Origin of the sequence: Promicromonospora sp. Populi (assembly GCF_041081105.1) — a bacterium.
Taxonomy (GTDB): Bacteria; Actinomycetota; Actinomycetes; order Actinomycetales; family Cellulomonadaceae; genus Promicromonospora.
The window spans coordinates 1,105,906-1,125,822 of sequence record NZ_CP163528.1; the positions used below are offsets into that span (position 1 = coordinate 1,105,906).

Sequence of the window (19,917 nt, forward strand, 5' to 3'; positions counted from 1 at the left end):
ATTACGCCCATTGCCCATACCAGGTAACGGCGGATAGACAGCCCTCATGCGACCTCTGCCCTCTCCGCGCCCAGCTCTGCGCACAACTCGGCGCACAACTCGGCGTCGCCGGGGTGCTTTCCTCGGGAGCACCCTTCTGGCGGCCGCCGTCTTCCTGTCTTCCGGCGCCGCAGTCGCGGCCCCGGACAACGGCTCGACCCAGGGACCGGTCCGGGTCATCATCGAGCTCGACTCCCCCACGGCTGCCGACGTCGTCGGCCAGGAGGAGGTCGCCGCCGCCCGAACGGCTTCGGGTCCAGGCGCCGCGCGGGCGCGCAGCGCCTTCGCGGCTGACTACCGGGCCGCCGTCGACACCGTCAAGGAGGCGCAGCAGGGCGTGACGTCCTGGCTCGTCCGCCAGGACGTGCCGCTGGACGACGCCGAGTCCGTCACCGGCCTGCTCTCCGCGATGGTCGCCACCGTCGACGCCGACGACCTGACCACGCTGCGCTCCGCCCCCGGCGTCGCGCGGGTCACTCAGGACGCGCCCGCGCGGATCCTCGGCGAGGCGAACATCCCGGCGACGGGCGCGCCCCAGGTCTGGGAACGCACCGACGGCGCCGGTCTGCCCGTCAAGGGCACCGGCCGCACCGTGGCGGTCATCGACACGGGTATCGACTACACGCTGGACGACCTCGGCGGCGGGTTCGGCCCCGGCCACCGCGTCGCGGACGGCTACGACTTTGTCAACGACGACGCCGACCCCATGGACGACCACATGCACGGCACCCACGTGGCGGGCATCGTCGGCGCGGGCGGGGCCAACCTCACCGGGATGGCGCCCGACGTCACGCTCACCGCGTGGAAGGCCATGGACGCAGGAGGCGGCGGCACCACCGAGGACCTGCTGCTGGCGCTGGAAGCCGCCACGAACCCGCTGGGCGACCACCCGGCCGACGTCGTGAACATGAGCCTGGGCACGCCCGGCGACGGCACCGACCCGCTGGGCCGCGCCTCCACCGCCGCGGTGCAGCAGGGTGTGGTGATCGTGGCGGCGGCCGGCAACTCCGGCCCGTACGACCAGAGCGTGAGCTCGCCGGCCGCCGCCGCTGGGGTCATCGCCGTCGGCGCGGACACGACCGGCGTGTCAGACCCGACGCTTACGCTCGACGGATCCGCGACCCGCCCGCTGGACGTCACCCGCTTCCCGTTGTCGGCCAACCCACCGGCAGAGGGCAGCACGGCGCGCCTCGTCGACGTCGGCGACGGTCTTGACGAGGAGGACTACGAGAAGGCGGGCGACGTGCGCGGCGCCATCGTCGTCATGAACAGCCTCACGGTCAGCGAGCTCGGGCAGGTCCAGGGCCTGCACCTGGCCCAGGCCATGCTCGCCGAGGAGCACGGCGCCGTCGGCGCCCTGCTGTACACGCCGAGCCCGACCGACCCCGCCGAGGACGGCGCGGGCCCCCAGACCGCGGCGAACATCCTGGCCGACGGCGGCTTCGACCTGCGCCGCGAGCGCCTCGTCATGATGAACATCAGCTCGGCCCAGTACCAGACCTTCAAGCCCGAGGTCCTGGCCGGCACCGCGACCGGCACGATCGGCTCGGTCGATCGGACCGACACCATCACGAGCTTCAGCTCGCGTGGCCCGAGCGACGCGATGACGCTCAAGCCCGAGATCGTCGCGCCCGGCTACGAGGTCATGTCCGACATCCCCGCGGAGTTCGGCGTGGACGGCGACCAGTACCGGATGTCCGGCACCTCGATGGCCGCGCCGCACGTCGCGGGCGCCGCGGCCCTGCTGGCCCAGGCCCGCCCCGAGCTGACCGGCGCGCAGCTCCGCGCGACCCTGATCGGCAGCGCCCAGGCGCTGGAGTCCGACGACGCCGGCGGGTCACCGTCGGGCCAGGGGCCGGCAAGCTCGACGTCTCCGCCGCCGTCGAGCAGCAGGTGACCGCCTCCCCCGACGCCCTGTCCCTGGGGCTGGCCGACATGGGGCCGGACCCGGAGCGCACTCGCACCGTGGTGCTGCACAACTCGGGCGACCGGGCGGTGACCGTCCGGCTGTCCGTCGAGGAGGCCGAGGGCAGCACCGGCGAGGCCGAGCTGTCGACGCGGCGGCTGCGGATCCCGGCCGGCCGGGAGGCATCGGTCGAGCTCACGGTCGCCCCGGAGTCCGGCGCCGTTGATGCCGAGACCTCCGGCGTGGTGGTGGGCACCGTCTCTGGCGGGAGCGCCCGGGGCAGCGTCCGGATCCCATACGCCACGTATGTGCGCCCCCTACAGATCCAGGCCTCGCCGTCGCTGGCCACCGGCGAGACGCAGGTGTTCGTCCATGCGCCGATGGCGCCCGAGGCGGCCCCGACGGTGCGCGCGACGGCGCCCTCCGGGGCCGAGTACACCGCGGCGCTCACCGCCGTCGGCACGAGCCCCGGCTGGTACCGCGGCACCGTGCCGCTCGACGAGCCCGGCACCTACCGGCTCGACGCCACCGCTACGGTCACCGGGCGCACGCTGACCGGTTCCGGGGGTGTGCAGTCCGAGGGCGCCGACCAGGCGGGCGCCTGGGAGCAGGTCGGTCTGTCCGGCGCGGCACGGGTGCTGGCCACCTCGCCCACGACGCCGGGCACCGGGCTGGCGATGACGGCCACAGGTGTGCATCCGTTCGTCACCACCGACCACGGCGTCACCTGGGAGCGGGTGCGCAGCATGCCCGTCGCTGACGGCTGGGGCATCCCCGTGGCCGACCCCGCGACCCCGGGCGGGTTCTACGTCGCCCTGAACGGCCGCAGCGGCAGGGTGACGCTCGACCCCAGCTATCAGGGCCGCATCGTCCACACCCCGGACGCCGGGGCCACCTGGACGGTCCTGCCGTTCCCCGACGTCGCGATCCGGGAGCTCGTCGCCCATGGCGACGCCCTGGCCGCGATCACCGACGACGGGCTCTACCTCAGCCAGGACGCCGGCCAGCGCTGGCGCCGGGTTGCCCCGGCCTGGGACGACCTCGTGTACGGCGCGGCGTTCGCCGGGAACGACCTGCTCATCGCCACCTACGACGGCATCTTCCGGATCGCCGACGTGCTGACCGGCGGCAGCGAGGTCACGCAGCCCTACGTCACCACCGAGTACAGCAACCGGCCGCAGGGTGTGGTCGCCGACGGCACCACCGCGGTCACGGTCCGGGGCGACGGCGTCTCGCTCACCTCGGCCGACGGCGGCGCCACCTGGACCGAAGGCCCGGACACCGACCAGTCCTATGTCACGGTCATCACCCTGACCGACGGCGTGGTGTACGCCTCCGGCCTGTCGTCGTACAGCACGTCCGCGGACGGCGGCGCCACGTGGGAGACCCACCCGCTGCCCGTCCACGGGCCGCTCGCCACCGACGTCGACCACTGGCCGGGCACCCCGGCCGACCATTTCGCCGGCAGTGTGGTCATGACCATGGAGAACGCCGGGTACTACGCCACCGAGGACGGCGAGGAGTGGACCAGGACGGGCGTGTCCGGCAGCGACGTGTCCGCCGTCCAGGCGGGTACGGACGCCGACGGCGAACCCGTGCTGCGGGCCGTCGACTTCGAGGGCCTCCACGTCCGCTCCGCGGCGGACGTCGTGCCGGACGCGCAGGACTGGGGCTCGATCGGTCACGAGGGCTGGACGGGCTACGAGCTCACGGAGGTCACCCAGTCGCCGCGCGGTGACCGCGACGTCTGGGCCATCGGCACCAACGCGATCGGCGGCGGCCGGATCGTCACCGGCAGCGCCGGGACCACCGATGCCGATCTCACGCGGGTCGGGCCGGCCGCGGGCTTCACCCCGACGGCGCTGGCCCTCTCGCCTTACGAACCGGCGTCCGGGAGCGACACCGTGGTGGTCGCCTACGCGTCGATAGTCGACTCGGGCCTCATGGTCTCGCACGACGGGTTCGAGACGTGGACCAGCTACGCCCACGGCATCCAGATCGACCAGATAGTGGTGGACCCGTCCGACGAGCGCCGGCTGTGGCTGGCCTCGCCGTCGGGCCTGTACCGCTCGGACGATCTGGGCGAGACGATCACCCGCCTGACCAACGCCCAGACCGGATCCGTGTGGGTCGACCCCGAGGACGCCGACCACGTGGTGGTCGGCGAGCGCCCGGGTATCCGGGTGAGCACCGACGGCGGGGAGTCCTTCACCGCCGCGGAGGTACCCAACGCCTCGGCTGGGGTGCGTGCCCTCGTGTCCGTCGAGGTGCCGGACGGCCCGGCCGCCGGTCTGGACCTCCTCGTCGCGGGCGCCGCGCGGTGGCAGCCGTTCGGTCTCGCGGCCAACGGCGCGGGCGTCTTCGTCTCGGCCGACGGCGGCGCGACCTGGGCATCGGCGTCGGCGGGCCTGTCGGCCATGTCGGTGCGGTCACTGGCCGTGAGCCCGGACGGCGCGTGGCTGTACGCGGGTGCCGACCAGGGCGGGGTGCACCGTACGTCCGTCGGCGCGCTCGTGCCGGCCGACCTGCTGCCCGCGGCGACCACTACGCGCATCAAGGCCCCGGCCACGGTGCGCCCGCTGGAGCCGTTCCTGGTGAAGGTGACGGTGTCGGCCGACGACGCCGACGGCGCTCCGTCGGGGCGGGTGACCGTCACGGTCGGTCGCGAGGGCGACCGGCACCCGTACGAGCGGACGGTCCGGCTGCGGAACGGCCGGGCGGACGTGCTGGTCCCGCCGCTCGTCCGACCCGGTGACTACACGATCACCGCCGCCTACGAAGGATCCGAGGAGTTCGCGGGCTCGGAGGCAACTGCGGAGATCGAGGTGAGCCGGCGGTAGCTCCGGGGCTGAGAGCGGGTGACCCGGGCCGGGCCGGGCACCCGGCTCAGCGGCGCGTAAGGCCCAGCGCATCCGCCAGGGCGCTCATACGTTCGGCAGTGCCCTCGTGGTCACCGAAGTGCACCGCCAGCTGGGCGGCGCCGGCCTCGCGGTACGCGGCGACGTCGTCGGCGACCTGCTCGACCGGTGTGCCGCCGTCCCAGCTGATCCGTAGCGCCGGGGCGACGTCGCGGCCGGCCGACAGGTCGCCGAGCGCCCGCGCGCGCTCGGCGAAGGCATCGGGGTTGGCGGGGATGCCCTGCCAGACATCGCCGTAGCGGGCGGCGCGGCGCAGCGCGGCGTCGCTGTTCCCGCCGATCATGATCGGCACGCGCCCGCCGTCGGGCACCGGCGCGAACACACCCTGCTCGTAGGAGAACCGCCGGGCCTGATAGGGCGCGGCGCCGCCCGAGAACAGGTGCCGCAGCAGCTCCAGCGAGTCGTCGGTGACGGCGCCACGGTGCGCGTGGTCCGCGCCCACTGCCTCGAACTCGGGCACGCTCCACCCCACGCCGACGCCGAGGGTCACCCGGCCGCCGGAGAGCTGGTGCAGGGTCGCCAGCTGCTTGGCGAGCACAAACGGGTCGCGCAGGGCCACCACCAGCACCGAGGTGCCGAACCGCAGCCGCTCGGTGACCGCCGTCAGGTGCCCGATCGTCACCAGCGGTTCGTACACACCCCCGAACGTGGGCCCGTACTCGCCGGGCGGCAGCAGGTGGTCGGGCAGCCACGCCGTCGTGTAGCCGAGGTCCTCAGCCGTTCGCGCCAGGTCGACGAGGGTCGCCGTCGGCATGGTCGGCGACTCGTCCGGCAGCACTACCTGCAGCTCCATGCCTGACCGAACCCGCGGTCGGACGTCGTCATTCCCGGCTTCTCAACGGCGGCCCGGCGTGGTTGGCTTCGGCGCGTGGAAATCATCGTGACCAGCATCGTCGCCGTCGTCGGAACACTGCTCGGTTCGCTGGCGACCCACTACTTCCAACGGCGGAACCGGGCGGACGCCGAACGCTTCGAACGCAACGAGCGCCTGCGCCAGGAGCGGGTGAGCGCGTACACGGCCTTTGGCGGCGCACTCGTCAACCTTCGCCGTGCCCAGATGGACCGCTGGTTCGCGATCCACAACCAGCGCGACGGCGCGGACCCCGAGGCGCTCCGTTACGAGACCTACCGGCTGCGGACGAACGCGCTCGAAGCGCACTTCCGAGTGCAGCTCGTCACCGAGTCCAGGGAATTGATCGAGCTGGGCCAGCGAGCAATCGACAGTGTCGACCGGCTCGCCCCGAACCTCGCCCGCGACGAGTTCCAGGACACCCGGGATGAGTCCCGACAGGACATCTTCAGCTTCGTGGAGGCTGCCCGGAAGCACGTCGACGTGGCGTAGCGCCCGGGGTCCGGCGGGACATCCCGACGGCCTCGTGTTGCATTGTGTACACATGGACTCCTCCGCCCCCAAGACCATCGTCATCACCGGCGCCAGCGACGGGATCGGCGCCGCCGCGTCCCGCCTGCTCACCGCCAAGCTGCTCATGGCCACACCCGAGAAGGGGGCCGCGCAGCTGGTCCGGTTCGCCCAGACAGAGCCGGGCGTCGACTGGCAGTCGGGCGCGTACTACGAGAGCGGCCACGTCGCCCGCCGCACCAACCCGCAGGCGCGCGACGCCGACCTCGCTCGCCGACTCTGGGAGCGCTCGGAGCAGCTCGTGGGCGTGGCGGCTGCCTGACTCGCACGCACTACGTCGGCCGGCGCCGCCGCGGGCCGGTGACCGGGCGCCGGCTCCCGTCAGCCTGCCCGTCAGCCTGCCCGTCAGCCTGCCCGTCAGTCCGCCTGGCGCGCCCCGCGTCCCGCGCCACCGCTCCACTGCCTGCGGAACCAGCCCTCCCAGGTGTGCCCGCCAAACCGCTCGCCCGCGGCGACCAGCTTCTCGAACGAGTGGTATCCCCCGGGCAGCCGCACGCGCCACAGCACAGCGGGCAGGTCCGGCGTCGGCGATGGGTCCTTGGCGCGGTAACGCAGCAGGCGCGGCAGCTCGCGCAGCTCCTCCTCGCGCATCGGCACGATCTCCAGGGCGATGCCCCGCTTGTCGGTCACGCGCAGCGCTCCGTAGACCCGGTCCTTGACCCAGCCGCTGACCTTGGCCTTCAGGTGTGCCGTCGGCCCACCGATGGTCGGCAGCTCGGGCGGCAGCTCGTACGACAGGCCGATCCGCGCCGCCTGGGTCCACCGCACCAGGTCCCACGACGTGCCGTGCCAGAACCAGATGCCCGCGGCGTCGACCACCAGGCCGCGGGGCCGCGTCACCCGCCAGAAGCTGGCCACGAACAGCAGGCACAGCCCGCCGAACAGCAGCCCGAAGAAGCCCGCGATCCACTTGGCGACCGGATCCGGGTCGGTCACCACGGCGTAGCCGCACGCCCACCCCAGCGGCCCGGTCAGCACGATGCCGACGACGAGCGCGATGCCGCCCACCCGCCCGAGGTCCAGCCGGTGCGCGTCCGGGGAGAGGATCGGTTCGCCGTCCGTCGTCGAGCCGCCGGGCGCCCTGCCCATCATGTCCTGGTTTGTCACGCGGGTGATCGTAGCGGCCGGACTGGTCGCGTGGGTGCCGGCAGCTGGGCTTCCGGGAGCTGGCCTGCGCGCTGTTTCCGTTGGCGCGGGAACGAGGCTGCTCCACACATCCTCGTCCCGCACGACTGCCAGCACCTCGGACGTCAGTACCGGCGGGGCTCGGCCATCAATCGACCGAGCTCGATGACCCTCCCCGCGCCGTCTCAGCGACCGAGCCCTCAAGGACGTCGGCAAGAGCGCGCAGCTTCTCCGCGACACGCCCGCCGAGCGGCGTCAGGCTGTACTCGACTCGCGGCGGGATGTTCGTGACGACGTCGCGCGTGACCATGCCGTCCCGTTCGAGCGTCTGCAGCGTCTGGGACAGCATCTTCTCGCTGACCCCCTCGACGCGGCGGCGCAGCGCGTTGAAGCGGTAGCTGCCCTCCCCCAGCGCGAGCAGGGCGAGCGAGGCCCACTTGGCGGTGACGTCCTCGAATGCAGCCCGCGATGGGCAGTCGCGCGCGAAGACGTCGATCACCAGGTCCTGCGGGGGCCCATCGGTCGGGTCGTCGCCCGGCAGATCGGATCCTGACGCGACGGATCCTGACGCGACGGATCCCGGCACGTCGGGTCCCGGCACGACGGATCCCGGCACGTCAGGTCCCGGGTCGACGGGCTCCAGGTCGGTGATGCTCACGAGACCAGGGTACCGCTCACTCTCGGAATATGGTGTACTTTCGATTCGTTAGTGCTAACCACTGGCAACCGCCGAACCCGACACTGCCCCACGCAGGAACCACGAACAATGGAGAACGCCATGACCACCTACGCCGTCACCGGGGCCACCGGCCAGCTCGGCCGCCTCGTCGTCGAAGAGCTGCTGTCCCGCGGTGTCCCCGCAACCGACCTGGTCGCGATCGTCCGCACGCCCGCCAAGGCCGCCGACCTCGCCGAGCGCGGTGTGCAGGTCCGGGCGGGCGACTACTCGCTGCCCGAGACCCTGCCGGCCGCACTCGCCGGGGTCCAGCGCCTGCTGCTCGTCTCCGGCAGCGAGCCGGGCGGGCGCCTCGCCCAGCACACCGCGGTGATCGAGGCCGCCCAGGCCGCGGGCGTCGAGCGCATCACCTATACCGGCATCCTCAACTCGGACCACACGTCCAACCCGCTCGCCGGGGAGCACCAGGCCACCGAGCAGGTGCTCCGCGCCTCCGGCATCCCGTTCTCCGTGCTCCGCAACGGCTGGTACACCGAGAACTACACCGAGCGGCTTGAGGAGTACCTGCAGCGCGGCGAGATCGTCGGTGCCACGGCGGGCGGCAAGGTCTCGGCCGCCCCGCGCGCCGACTACGCCGCCGCGGCGGCGGCGGCGGTCCTCGCAGACGACGGCGACGTCGTCATCCACGAGCTCGGCGGCTCCGCGTTCAGCTTCGACGAGCTGGCCGCGACCATCAGCGACATCACCGGCACCAAGGTGGCCCACCGCGACCTGACCGTCCCTGAGTACGCGGCCGAGCTGCAGCAGGCCGGGCTCGACGCCGGCACCGCGGGCTTCGTCGCCGGGCTCGACGCCTCGATCGCCGCCGGCGACCTGGAGACCGACAGCGACGACCTGGTCCGGCTCCTGGACCGCCCCGCGACCCCGCTCGCCGACGTCGTCCGCGCCGCGCGCGCCTGAACCGACCCCTGCCGGCCCGGGCCTTCCCCCGGGCGGTCGGCAGAACGTCAGCGTAGTCGGTAGCCCGGGCTACCGACTACCTGACGGAGCACCGATCACTCGGCGCCGACCTGGGCTACGCCAGCAGGCCCGGCCAGCCGAGAGCCCGTGAGGGGTAATGCCAGTCCCCTTCTCCGATTCGACGCGGCGTGCGTGAATGGAGCCATGCGAGGAGCAATCATTCATGGAGCCGGGGACGTCCGCTTCGAGGAGCGGGCCGACCCCGAGATCGTCGAACCGACCGATGCCGTCATCCGGACCGTCGCCGCCTGTGTGTGCGGTTCGGACCTGTGGCGCTACCGCGGGATCTCCCAGGTCAAGCGGCCGACGCCGATCGGCCACGAGTACGTCGGTGTGGTCGAGCAGGTAGGCGCCACCGTCACGAGCGTCAAGCCCGGCGACTTCGTCGTCGGCGGATTCCTGCACAGCGACAACACGTGCGCCGTCTGCCGCAAGGGCGCGCACGCCAACTGCCTGCACGGCGGCGGCTACGACGGCTGCCAGGCCGAGAAGATCCGTATCCCGAACGCCGACGGCACGCTGCTCGCCACCCCCGGCGAGCCGGACGCCGACCTGATCCCGAGCCTGCTGAGCCTGTCCGACGTGATGTGCACCGGCTGGCACGCGGCGGTCTCCGCACGTGTCGGGCCGGGTTCGAGCGTCGTGGTGGTGGGCGACGGCGCCGTCGGGCTGAGCGGTGTACTGGCTGCTGCCGAGCTTGGCGCGACGACGATCATCGCGATGAGCCGGCACGAGTCGCGGCAGAAGGTGGCGACGGAGTTCGGCGCCACCCATATCGTCGCCGAGCGCGGCGCGGAGGGCCTGGCCAAGGTGCTGGAGCTGACCGAGGGCATCGGCGCGGACGCGGTGCTGGAGTGCGTCGGCACCGAGGAGGCCCGGCAGCAGTCGGTCGAGCTGGTCCGGCCCGGCGGAGTGATCGGCCTGGTCGGGGTGCCGCACGGGGACCTGCCCACCGACACGCTCTTCTGGGGCAACAAGGGCATCCAGGGCGGCCCCGCCCCGGTCCGCGCCTACCTGCCGCACCTGCTGGACCTGGTGTGGAAGCGCGAGATCGACCCGGGCAAGGTCTTCGACCTCACCCTGCCGCTGGCGGAGGTGGCCGAGGCCTACCGGGCCATGGACGAGCGACGCGCGATCAAGGTGCTGTTGCAGAACTGAGCCCAGCTGGAGCACTGAGCGCTGCTGCAGAACCGAGCGCTGCTCGCACCTCGTGCACTATGCGCGCCATCGCCTCCTCGGCGGCCGCGCCGTCGCCCGCCGCTACCGCCAGGGCTACCGCCTCGTGGGCGTCGAGGGCGGCAGGCTCGGGGAACACAGGCATGAGTCCGAGGTGAGTACGCCCCGACAGCACGACGGCGATCACGCCGCTCAGCGCGCCGAACAGCTCGTTGCCGCTGGACCGCAGGAGCAGCTCGTGCATGCGGATGTCCAGGGCGAGGAAGGCGTCGTGGTTCCCCTCGCCGGCCTCGCCCAGGGCACGCATGCGGCGCGCGATGGTGACCAGCTCGTCCCGATCGGCCGCCGACGCGGCACTCGCCGCGCCGGCGGCGGCCAGGGGTTCGACGGCGAGGCGCAGCTCGGTCAGCGAGCGCATCTGGGCCAGGCGGCCCGGCCCGTCGAGGCGCCATGCGATCACCCGGGGGTCGAGCACGTTCCACGCCGTCTGCGGGAGCACCACGATGCCGACCCGAGGGCCGGAGCGGACCAGACCGAGTCCTTCGAGCAAGCGCATCGCCTCACGCGCGACGGTGCGGGACACGCCGAACTCCACACCGATCCCATCGAGCGTCAGGATCGCGCCCGCCGCCACCTCACCACCGGTGATGCGCCGGCCGAGGGCGTCGAGCACGGGGCTGTGCAGCACTTGGGGCATGTTCGTAGCGTAGGTCGCGCCGTCGTCGCTTGATTGGCTACAGGCTGATTAGTCACACCATTGGTGACCCGAATCACACGGCAATGGTGTGACCAATGGTCCAGGATGGGCACATGGACATAGACGTCACCGAGACAAGCAGCAGAGGGCCGAGCGTGTCCGGGGCCAGCCCCGGCCCCAGGGCGATAGTGGTGATGGGCGTGGCCGGGTCGGGCAAGACGACCGTCGCGGCACTCCTGGCCGGACGGCTCGGCGCATCGTTCGCGGAGGGCGACGACTTCCACTCCCCCGCGAACGTCGCCAAGATGGCGGCGGGCCACCCCCTCGACGACGAGGACCGCTGGCCGTGGCTGCGCGGGATCCGGGACTGGTTCGCCAAGGAGCTGCGCGAGGGGCGCAGCGCGGTGGTGCCGTGCAGCGCCCTGCGGCGCAGCTACCGCGACCTGCTGGAGACAGCGGGCAGCGAGACGACCGGCAGCAACATTTCCGGCAGCGGCACGACCCGCAGCGGCACGGCCGGCGGCAAGAATGCTGGCGCAGTGCGGTTCGTGCACCTCACCGGCTCGTACGACCTGCTCCGCGAGCGCATCCAGGGCCGGGCGGGTCACTTCATGAAGCCCGAGATGCTCGACGGCCAGCTCGCCGCGCTGGAGCCGCTCGGCGATGACGAGCCCGGGTTCACCGTCGACATCACGCAACGACCGGAACAGATAGTCGAGGAGATCCTGCGCCGGCTCGCCGACCAGGCCGAGAGCGAGGACCACTGATGTTCCAGACAGCCCTTTCCCAGGCCGCTCTGTCCCAGGCAGCACTTTCCCAGGCGACTCTCGCCCAGGCGGCCGCCGCCCCGACCGCGTCGACGCCGCAGCTTGTGCTTGCGGCCGTCGCCGGTATCGCCGTCATCATCGTGCTGATCGTCTGGCTCAAGATGCACCCGTTCCTGGCCCTCGTGCTCGGGTCCGGCGTGCTCGCGGCCGTGGCCGGCATCGGCCTCACCGACACCTTCACGAGCTTCTCCACGGGTCTGGGCAGCACGGTTGCCGGCGTCGGCGTGCTGATCGCGCTCGGTTCGATCATCGGCAAGCTGCTCATCGACTCGGGCGGCGCGGACCGCATCGTCGACACCATCCTGGACCGGACCCCGGCCCGCCGGCTGCCCTGGGCCATGGCGCTCATCGCGTTCGTGATCGGCATCCCGCTGTTCTTCGAGGTCGGCGTGGTGCTGCTCATCCCCGTGGTGATGATCGTCGCGCGGCGCATGCGGGCCAACCCCATCCTGGTAGGCATCCCGGCACTCGCCGGACTCTCCGCCCTGCACGGGCTCGTGCCGCCGCACCCGGGCCCGCTGCTCGCCATCGACGCGCTGGGCGCGAACCTCGGCCTGACGCTCGGGCTCGGGCTGCTGGTCGCGATCCCGACCGTGATCATCTCCGGCCCGCTGCTGGCCATCCCGCTCACCCGCTGGGTCAAGCTTCCGCCGCCCGTCAGCGTCCTTGGTATGTCCGACGACGCCGGCACCAGCGGCGGCGGAACGTCGGGCGGCGGGGACGCCGGCGCGGGCACGGCCACCACCACCACCAGCACCAGCACCGCGCGGCGCACGCCCTCGTTCGGCGTCTCGGTCCTGGTTGTGCTGCTGCCGGTGATCCTCATGCTGGCCCGGTCCGTGATCGAGATGACCGGGACCACCGGGACCGGCTACGGGACCGTGCTGGAATTCCTCGGCGAGCCGCTCGTCGCGCTGCTCATCACGTCGCTGGTCGCCCTGGTCGCCTTCGGCACCGGTGTCGGCCGCACTCTCCAGCAGGTCAGCGACCTGGTCGGCTCGTCGTTCGCGCCGATCGCCGGCATCCTGCTCATCGTCGGCGCCGGCGGTGGCTTCAAGCAGACGCTCGTGGACTCCGGTGTCGGCGACGTCATCGCGTCCGGTATCGCCGACGCCGGGATCACCCCGCTGCTGGCCGGGTGGATGGTGGCCGCGCTCATCCGGATCGCCACCGGTTCGGCCACGGTCGCGACGATCACCGCGGCGGGCATCATGGCGCCCCTGGCCACGGGCCTCGAACCCACGCAGGCGGCGCTGCTCGTCCTCGCCATCGGTGCGGGCTCGGTATTCCTGTCCCATGTGAACGACGCCGGGTTCTGGCTCGTCAAGGAGTACTTCGGCATGACCGTCGGACAGACGTTCAAGACCTGGTCGCTGATGGAGTCGGTGCTCTCGGTGGTGGCCCTGGTCGTGGTGCTGGTGCTCGGCGCCTTCATCTAGCGACGGCGGCGCTCAGCGGTCTGCGTGATCGTCGACGAGGCGTAGCAGGAGGCGGGCGAGCTGGAACCGCGCGCGACCCGGCAGGGATCGCGGGTCGTAGCCCAGCTCGCTCGTCAGCGCCTCGTGTCGGGCCTGGAGCGTCGAGTGGTGCATACCGAGCGCGGTCGCGGCGGCGCGGACGCTCTCCGCCGCGGCGAGCTCGTCGAGCACCACGCGGGTGCGCGCGTCCAGCCGCGCGAGCGCAACGACGTCCGGCTGCTGCGCGGCTACGGGTTCGAGCGCGCTGACGGCGGCGAGGACGATCCCGAGGTCGGCGGCGTCCATGACGGAGGCACTTCTGGAGTCACTCCCGGGTCCACTCCGCGGCAGCAGCCGGAGCACGAGGACCGCGGTGCGGAACGACTCGGGGAGCTGGACGGCGGGGCGCAGCGGCCCGATGCCCGCGGGACCGGGCAGCTTTGTGTCCCTGCCGAGCAGCACAGCGCGAACCAGGCCGTACGGGGTCGCCACCACCGTCGAAGGAACACCAGCGACGTCGTGCGACACCGGGAGCGCGGCGATGCGGACCTCCCGCGCGGGATCGAGCCGGAGGCGTGACAGCGCGGTGCGCCGTTCCTCGGCGTCCCGAGCGCCGTCGATGGCCGCTTCGAGGGCGTTCTCGGGCCGTCCGGGGCGGCGCGCCCCGACGAGGTCGACGGCGAGCGCCAGCCGCTCGATCACCATCTCGTCGTTCGCGTGCGGGCGGCCCTCCCGCTCGAGCCAGACGCTTCCGTCGGCGATCGGACGGGTCGGCCAGTGCCGGTTCGTGACGACACTTCCCTGCGGGACCTCCCCGACGTCACCAGCACGCACGTCCCCGACGGGTACGTCCCCGGCTGGCACGTCCCCAGCTGGGGCAGGCTCGGCTGGGGCAGGCTCGGCTGGGGCAGGCTCGGCTGGGGCAGGCTCGGTTAGCCGGTCGCCGTCCGGCCCCACCCGGTGCGTCCGCCGGCCGTCGTATGCCCCGGCGACCGTTCCGCTGAGCACCGCCGCGCCCCGCAGCAACGCCTGGAGCCCCACACCGCCCGCGACGAGCACGTCGAAGTAGGACACGACCTTCAGGGTCTCGCTGGCTTCGGGGTCCAGTGCGGTCAGGCGGCCCACGAGTTCTTGCATTGTTCGCTCCATCGCGCGTGTAGGCCCACCCTAACGGCGGTCCGCCACCCGCGGGGACCCTGCGCCTGCCCGTGGGCCGGCCGCTGACCAGGGGGGTCCTGCGCCTGGCCCACGGGTCCTACACCTCAGGCGCCGAGCGCGCGCGCCACCCAGGAGTCACGCGCCGTACGCGCAGCCTTGGCCAGGGCGGTGTGCGCCGCCATCATCTCGAAGCCGTGGAACCCGCCTGCCCAGACGTGCAGCTCCGCCTGCACACCCGCTGCCCACAGGGCAGTGGCGTAGGCGACGTCCTCGTCCCGGAAAACCTCGACGCTCCCGCAGTCGATGAAGGCCGGGGGCAGGCCGACCAGGTCGGTGGCTCGCGCCGGGGCAGCGTAGACCGAGACGTCAGCGGTGCCCCGCCGGTCCCCGAGGAGCGCGGACCACCCGGTGACGTTCGAGCCGCGGTCCCAGACGCCCACCCCGTCGACCTGAACCGTCGAGACGGTCTGGTCGCGGTCGTCGAGCATCGGGCAGATCAGGACCTGCCCCGCAAGGGCCGGACCACCCTCGTCGCGAGCGAGCAGCGCCGTTCCGGCGGCAAGGCCGCCTCCAGCGCTTGCGCCGGCGATGAGGATCCGATCGGGGTCGATGCCCAGCTCCTCGGCGTGCTCCGCCGTCCAGACGAGACCCGCGTAGCAGTCGCGCACGGGGTACGGGTCCGGGAACTCGGGCGCAAGGCGGTACTCCACGGTGACGACCACCGCGTCGAAGTCCTTGATCCAGCCGAGGAGGAGGTCCACGCCGACGAACCGGTCACCCATGATCATCCCGCCGCCATGGGTGTGGAACACGCCGGGCCCGACGCCGGTGCGACCCTGGCGGCTCAGCACGCTCACCTGGATCTCGTCGCCTTCGTGCCCAGGGATGGTCCTGTCCCGGCGCTCGACACCCGCCTCGGCGAACAGGTCGTCCAACCTCGCGTCCTGTCCGATCATGCTCTGCCGCATCAGCGGAATCATCTCGGGTGTGAGCGTCGGCGGCAGGTCGGCGGCCATCAGCGCGAGAGATGCTTCGAGCTCGGGATCGAACGGCGGCCTGTTCACGGTCTCGGCCATGAGAACTCCTTTGTTCTGGCGGTTGATCCGGCGGTTGATCTGGCGGTCGTGCTGCGGTACAGCGTCAGTCTCGGCCTCCCGACCACCGAATACACCCGCCGAACGCGCCCCTCTCAGCCCCGATCCTCCGCCATCCGGCGGGGCCGCGCCGTGGTGGCACAAGGCGCACCGACCACGGCAGCGGAGTGGTGTGGATCAGTCAGGCGACCCCGCCGTGCGGCCCACCACGTGCGGCAGGGCGCCGTCGCGCAGGAACACGGGCACCACGTCGAGCGGGGCGGCCGCGCGCACGGTGGTACCGCCGTCGTACACCTCGCCCGTGGCGGCGTCGGTCCAGCGTGCGCCCGCGGGCAGGTAGACGTCGCGCTCGCGCGCGCCGGCCGTCAGGACGGGCGCGACGAGGATGTCGGGGCCGAGGAGGAACTGGTCGTCGACGTCCCAGGCCCGCGCGTCGTCGGGGAAGTCGTGGAACAGGCCGCGCATCACCGGCTGACCGTCGGTGTGCGCCGCGCGCATGACCTCGCGCACGTAGTCCCGGAGGGTCTCGCGCAGGTGGACGTAGCGCTCCAGGACGCTGTACACCTCGTCGCCGAAGCTCCACAGCTCGTTGGGGCCACCCGAGGCGAGGCGCGGCGAGCCGTCCGCCGCGACGACGTCCTCGTGCGGCTGCCGGTCGCCGTGCAGCCGCATGACCGGGCTGAACGTGCCGAGCTGGAACCACCGCACGAGCAGCTCGTGGAATGCCGGGTCGGTGACGTCGCCCCGGTGGAAACCGCCGATGTCGGTGGTGAACCACGGGATGCCCGCGACGCCCATGTGGATGCCCGCGGTGACCTGCCGCGCCAGGTCCTCGAACGTCGAGGAGATGTCGCCCGACCAGACCAGCGCCCCGTAGCGCTGGCTTCCGGCCCAGGCGCAGCGGACCAGGTTGACCACGTCGTTCTCGGTGGCGTTCTCGGTGGCGTTCTCGGCTTCGTCCTCAGCGGGACCCGCGGCTGCGAGCTCGGCGTCGGCCCGCTGCCCCTCGTAGAAGGCGCGCGCGAACGCCTGCGGGTACACGTTGCCCACGCGCAGCGCCGGGCCGAGGTGGTACCGGAACGCGTCGTAGTCGTAGACGCCGTACTCCGGCTCGGCCTCGTCCAGCCAGAACGTGCGGATCCCGTGCGCGCCGTAGTTGCGCCGGCAGGTCTCCCACAGCCAGCGCCGCGCCTCGGGGTTGGTGACGTCCAGGAACGCGCTCGGGCCCTGGAACGCCATCTGGACGTCGATCCCGCGGTCGGCGCGCACCAGCAGGTTGTTCCGCCGCAGGTACGAGTCGTTCTCGGACTGATAAGAGACCTGCGGCCAGACAGAGACCATGAGCTCGACACCGAGCTCGCGCAGCTCGGCGACCATCGCCGCCGGGTCCGGCCAGAACTCGTCCTCGAACCGGTAGTCGCCCATCTTCGGCCAGTGGAAGAAGTCCGCGACGATGACATCCAGGGGCAGCCCCCGACGGCGGTGCTCACGCGCGACCTCGAGGAGCTGCTCCTGGTTCCAGTAGCGCAGCTTGCACTGCCAGAACCCGAGGCCGCGCTCCGGCATCATCGGGGCGTGCCCGGTCGCGTCGGCATAGGCGCGCGAGATCTGCGCGGGCGTGCTGCCCGCCGTGACCCAGTAGTCGAGCTGCCACGTGGACTCCGCGTGCCACTCGGTGCGGTTGCGCGCGAACGTCGCGCGGCCGATCGCCGGGTCGTGCCACAGGAACCCGTACCCGCCGCTCGACATCACGAACGGCACGCTCGCCTGGGAGTTGCGGTGCGCCAGCTCGAACGTCGAGCCCTTGAGGTCGAGCACGTGCTGCTGGTACTGCCCCATCCCGTACAGCTTCTCGTCCGGGTCCGACTCGAACGACGCCGTGAGAGTGTGTCCGTCGTCGCCGGGCCGCGGCCGGAAGTTCCGGGCGCGGAGCTGCAGGGAGCCGCCGCGGCCGAGCTCGCGCAGCAGCAGCCGGCCGTCGGCGTCGTAGAAGGCCAGCTCGCAGTGCGAGACCTCGTGGCCGACGACCTCGTGGAAGCCCGCACTGGTGGTGAGCTCCACCCGGATCCCGCCGTTGACGAGCGTGGCGCCGTCGGCGCGGACCTCGGCTTGCGCGCCGTCGTAGGTGCCGTCGTCCGGCGCGGAGGCGGGCGGCAGCAGCGCCCAGTCGGTGTCCTCGACGTCGCCCATCAACGACGCGCGCACGCGCACGCTGTCGCGGCCCCAGGGTTCGACGACGAGCGTCTCGCCACCGCCGCGCCAGATCAGGCGGGCGCCGTCGGCACGGACGGGAAGGTCGGTCGCAGGCGCGGACAGAGGCGCGGACAGGTCGGACGCGGAAGCGATGGCAGGCGTCGAGGATTGCAGGGTCACAAAGCTCCTTGTTCAGTCATCTTTTGTCGGCGTCAGTCGCTTGTCGGTGTCAGTCCGACGGCGTCAGTCGCTTGTCGGTGTCAGTCCGACGGTGTCAGTCGCTTGTCGGTGTCAGTCCGACGGCGTCAGTCCTTGACGGCGCCGGCCGTGACGCCCGCGGCGACGTAACGCTGCGCGACGACCAGCAGGATCGCCGCCGGCACGGACGCCACGACGGCGGTGGCCATGACGGCGTTCCACTGCGTCGTGTTGTTGCCGATGTAGTTGTAGATGCCGAGCGTGATCGGGATGAGCTCGCCGTTGCGGTTCAGCGTCGAGGCGAAGATGAAGTCCGACCACGCCCACAGGAAGGCGAACAGCGCGACGGTCAGCGTCGAGTTGCGACTCACCGGCAGCACCACCGAGCGGAAGGTCCGCCACGCGCCTGCGCCGTCGACCCGCGCCGCCTGGAGCAGCTCGCGCGGGATCCCCGACATGAACGCGGTGTACAGCAGCACGCCGAACGGCACGGCGACCGTCGAGTCCGCCACGATCAGCCCGCCGATGGTGTTGAGCAGACCGAGGCTGTTGTAGACCGCGTAGAAGCCCATCGCCATGACGACGCCGGGCACCATCTGCGCCACCAGCAGCAGGAAGTTCAGGGTGCGCCCGCCGCGGAGGTTCAGGAGCGCGAGCGCGTACCCGGCCGGCGCGGCGATCACGATGGTGAGCGCCACGCAGCCCAGCCCCACCAGCAGGCTCGTCCCGAGGGCCGGCAGCTGATCGCCGAACACCGCCGTGTACCCCTCGAACGTCGGGTCCCAGGGGAACCAGTGCGGCGGATCGGCGCGCAGGTCGCTGGTCTGGGTGAGCGAGACGTTCACCATCCAGTAGACGGGGAACAGCATGAATGCGGTGAAGACGACGCCGAGGGCGGTCTTCCACCAGGGCCTGCCCTGTGTCCTGCCCCGGGTCTTTCTCATCGGCCGGGCGCTGGTCATGACTCCTCCTGACGACGCTGGAGCTTCAGGTGCAGGAACCCGAACACGAGCGCGATGAGGATCAGCACGTTGCCCACCGCCGCAGCGGGTGAGAAGTCCGGCTGACCGGTCCCGAACGCCTCCCGGTAGGACCAGATGGCGAGCGTCGTCGACGCGTTGCCCGGCCCGCCCGTGGTCATGATCCAGATGACGTCCACGACCTTCAGCGTGTAGATCAGCCCGAGCAGGATCGTGATCGCGGAGACCGGGCGCAGCAGCGGGAACGTGATGCTCCAGAACTGCCGCCAGGCGCCCGCGCCGTCGAGCGACGCGGCCTCGTACAGGTCCCCGGAGATGTTCTGGAGTCCCGAGTAGAGGATCACCAGGTTGAACGGGATGCCGAGCCAGATGTTCGCCAGGGTCACCGCCAGCAGCGCCGTGTCCGGCGACGTCAGCCAGTTGATCTGCTCGACGCCGAACGCCCCCAGCACCGAGTTGACTATGCCGCTGTCGCTGCCCAGCATCCACGCCCACGTGGACGCCGAGACGATGAGCGGCAGCAACCACGGCACCAGGAACATCGCGCGCAGCACACCGGACAGCCGGAACCCGGAGCGGAAGAAGACCGCCAGCGCCAGGCCGATGGCGTACTGGAACACGATCGAGACGACGGTGAATACGGCGGTGTTCCAGAGGGCCGCCGGGAACGCCGCCGAGGTGAACACCTCTGCGTAGTTCTCGAACCCGACGAACTCGGCGTTGCCCTGGACGAACGCGCGGATCGTGTAGTCGTGGACGCTGAGGTCGATGTTCCGCCACAGCGGGTAGGCGTAGAAGAGGATCAGGTACACGAGCAGCGGCGCGACGAAGCCGACGGCGGCCCACTGGCCGGCCGCAAGGCCCCGGCGCCGTCGCGGTGCCTGCGGCATCCGGCCCTCTTCAGGGCTCTCCCCGGCGCCCGCGCCCGGCGGCGCGCCCTGGGCCTCGGTGGTGGTCATCACGAGCTTCCTTCGTCGGTTTCGGAGTCGTCGGTTTCGGAGTCGTCGGTTTCGGAGTCGTCCGTCTTGCAGTC

At 71.9% G+C, this 19,917-nt stretch carries 17 protein-coding genes; 8 read left to right on the forward strand and 9 right to left on the reverse strand.

Translation table 11 applies throughout. The features are described 5' to 3' along the window. Positions 1 to 46 precede the first annotated feature (46 nt). On the forward strand, positions 47 to 1,936 hold the full coding sequence (locus AB1046_RS04985) for a S8 family serine peptidase (protein ID WP_369372945.1): 1,890 nt from the start codon (positions 47 to 49) through the stop codon (positions 1,934 to 1,936). Next, positions 1,933 to 4,785, forward strand: a complete 2,853-nt coding sequence (locus AB1046_RS04990) for a hypothetical protein (RefSeq protein WP_369372948.1) — start codon at positions 1,933 to 1,935, stop codon at positions 4,783 to 4,785. Before AB1046_RS04985 ends, AB1046_RS04990 begins: the two co-directional genes overlap by 4 nt. Before the next feature lie 46 nt (positions 4,786 to 4,831). Here AB1046_RS04990 and AB1046_RS04995 read toward each other — a convergent pair whose 3' ends face one another. Then, positions 4,832 to 5,656, reverse strand: coding sequence for a TIGR03619 family F420-dependent LLM class oxidoreductase (locus AB1046_RS04995; RefSeq protein ID WP_369372951.1), 825 nt, complete (start codon positions 5,654 to 5,656; stop codon positions 4,832 to 4,834). A 75-nt stretch (positions 5,657 to 5,731) separates the two neighbouring features. Here AB1046_RS04995 and AB1046_RS05000 point away from each other — a divergent pair, with 75 nt between their 5' ends. Together AB1046_RS05000 and AB1046_RS05005 are read left to right on the forward strand one after the other, a co-directional pair. Then, positions 5,732 to 6,205 carry a hypothetical protein gene (locus AB1046_RS05000; RefSeq protein ID WP_369372953.1) on the forward strand — a complete coding sequence of 158 codons (474 nt, stop codon included), beginning with the start codon at positions 5,732 to 5,734 and terminating at the stop codon, positions 6,203 to 6,205. A gap of 52 nt (positions 6,206 to 6,257) precedes the next feature. Continuing rightward, the gene (locus AB1046_RS05005; RefSeq protein ID WP_369372955.1) at positions 6,258 to 6,545 is read left to right on the forward strand and encodes a hypothetical protein; all 288 of its coding nucleotides are present in this window, start codon (positions 6,258 to 6,260) and stop codon (positions 6,543 to 6,545) included. 95 nt (positions 6,546 to 6,640) lie between these two features. Here AB1046_RS05005 and AB1046_RS05010 read toward each other — a convergent pair whose 3' ends face one another. Then, positions 6,641 to 7,390, reverse strand: a complete 750-nt coding sequence (locus AB1046_RS05010; protein ID WP_369372957.1) for a hypothetical protein — start codon at positions 7,388 to 7,390, stop codon at positions 6,641 to 6,643. A 166-nt stretch (positions 7,391 to 7,556) separates the two neighbouring features. Then, positions 7,557 to 8,066, reverse strand: coding sequence for a winged helix-turn-helix transcriptional regulator (locus AB1046_RS05015; RefSeq protein WP_369372959.1), 510 nt, complete (start codon positions 8,064 to 8,066; stop codon positions 7,557 to 7,559). Between the two features lie 120 nt (positions 8,067 to 8,186). Here AB1046_RS05015 and AB1046_RS05020 point away from each other — a divergent pair, with 120 nt between their 5' ends. After that, entirely contained in the window at positions 8,187 to 9,044 is an 858-nt protein-coding gene (locus tag AB1046_RS05020; RefSeq protein WP_369372961.1) for an SDR family oxidoreductase, read from the forward strand. Between the two features lie 204 nt (positions 9,045 to 9,248). Next, on the forward strand, positions 9,249 to 10,262 hold the full coding sequence (locus AB1046_RS05025) for a zinc-dependent alcohol dehydrogenase family protein (protein WP_369372963.1): 1,014 nt from the start codon (positions 9,249 to 9,251) through the stop codon (positions 10,260 to 10,262). Here AB1046_RS05025 and AB1046_RS05030 read toward each other — a convergent pair. Then, complete coding sequence (locus AB1046_RS05030) at positions 10,240 to 10,977, reverse strand: FadR/GntR family transcriptional regulator (protein ID WP_369372965.1); 738 nt, start codon at positions 10,975 to 10,977, stop codon at positions 10,240 to 10,242. The genes AB1046_RS05025 and AB1046_RS05030 overlap by 23 nt on opposite strands. A gap of 194 nt (positions 10,978 to 11,171) precedes the next feature. On the opposite strand from AB1046_RS05030, the gene AB1046_RS05035 reads away from it, so the two are divergent. After that, entirely contained in the window at positions 11,172 to 11,744 is a 573-nt protein-coding gene (locus AB1046_RS05035; RefSeq protein WP_369375570.1) for a gluconokinase, read from the forward strand. Further along, a complete protein-coding gene (locus tag AB1046_RS05040) occupies positions 11,744 to 13,243 on the forward strand; it encodes a gluconate:H+ symporter (protein WP_369372967.1) in 1,500 nt (499 codons plus the stop codon). Before AB1046_RS05035 ends, AB1046_RS05040 begins: the two co-directional genes overlap by 1 nt. Before the next feature lie 12 nt (positions 13,244 to 13,255). Here the strand turns inward: AB1046_RS05040 and AB1046_RS05045 are convergent, their stop codons facing one another. The 5 genes from AB1046_RS05045 to AB1046_RS05065 form a co-directional block, all read right to left on the reverse strand. Next, positions 13,256 to 14,398 (reverse strand): hypothetical protein, encoded by a 1,143-nt coding sequence (locus AB1046_RS05045; protein ID WP_369372969.1) that lies wholly within the window; start codon positions 14,396 to 14,398, stop codon positions 13,256 to 13,258. A 125-nt stretch (positions 14,399 to 14,523) separates the two neighbouring features. Further along, complete coding sequence (locus AB1046_RS05050) at positions 14,524 to 15,495, reverse strand: alpha/beta hydrolase (RefSeq protein WP_369372971.1); 972 nt, start codon at positions 15,493 to 15,495, stop codon at positions 14,524 to 14,526. Between the two features lie 195 nt (positions 15,496 to 15,690). Beyond that, positions 15,691 to 17,781 carry a TIM-barrel domain-containing protein gene (locus tag AB1046_RS05055; protein ID WP_369375572.1) on the reverse strand — a complete coding sequence of 697 codons (2,091 nt, stop codon included), beginning with the start codon at positions 17,779 to 17,781 and terminating at the stop codon, positions 15,691 to 15,693. 230 nt (positions 17,782 to 18,011) lie between these two features. Further along, positions 18,012 to 18,866, reverse strand: a complete 855-nt coding sequence (locus AB1046_RS05060; protein WP_369372973.1) for a carbohydrate ABC transporter permease — start codon at positions 18,864 to 18,866, stop codon at positions 18,012 to 18,014. Further along, the gene (locus AB1046_RS05065; protein ID WP_369372976.1) at positions 18,863 to 19,843 is read right to left on the reverse strand and encodes a carbohydrate ABC transporter permease; all 981 of its coding nucleotides are present in this window, start codon (positions 19,841 to 19,843) and stop codon (positions 18,863 to 18,865) included. Before AB1046_RS05065 ends, AB1046_RS05060 begins: the two co-directional genes overlap by 4 nt. Between the last annotated feature and the right edge of the window lie 74 nt (positions 19,844 to 19,917).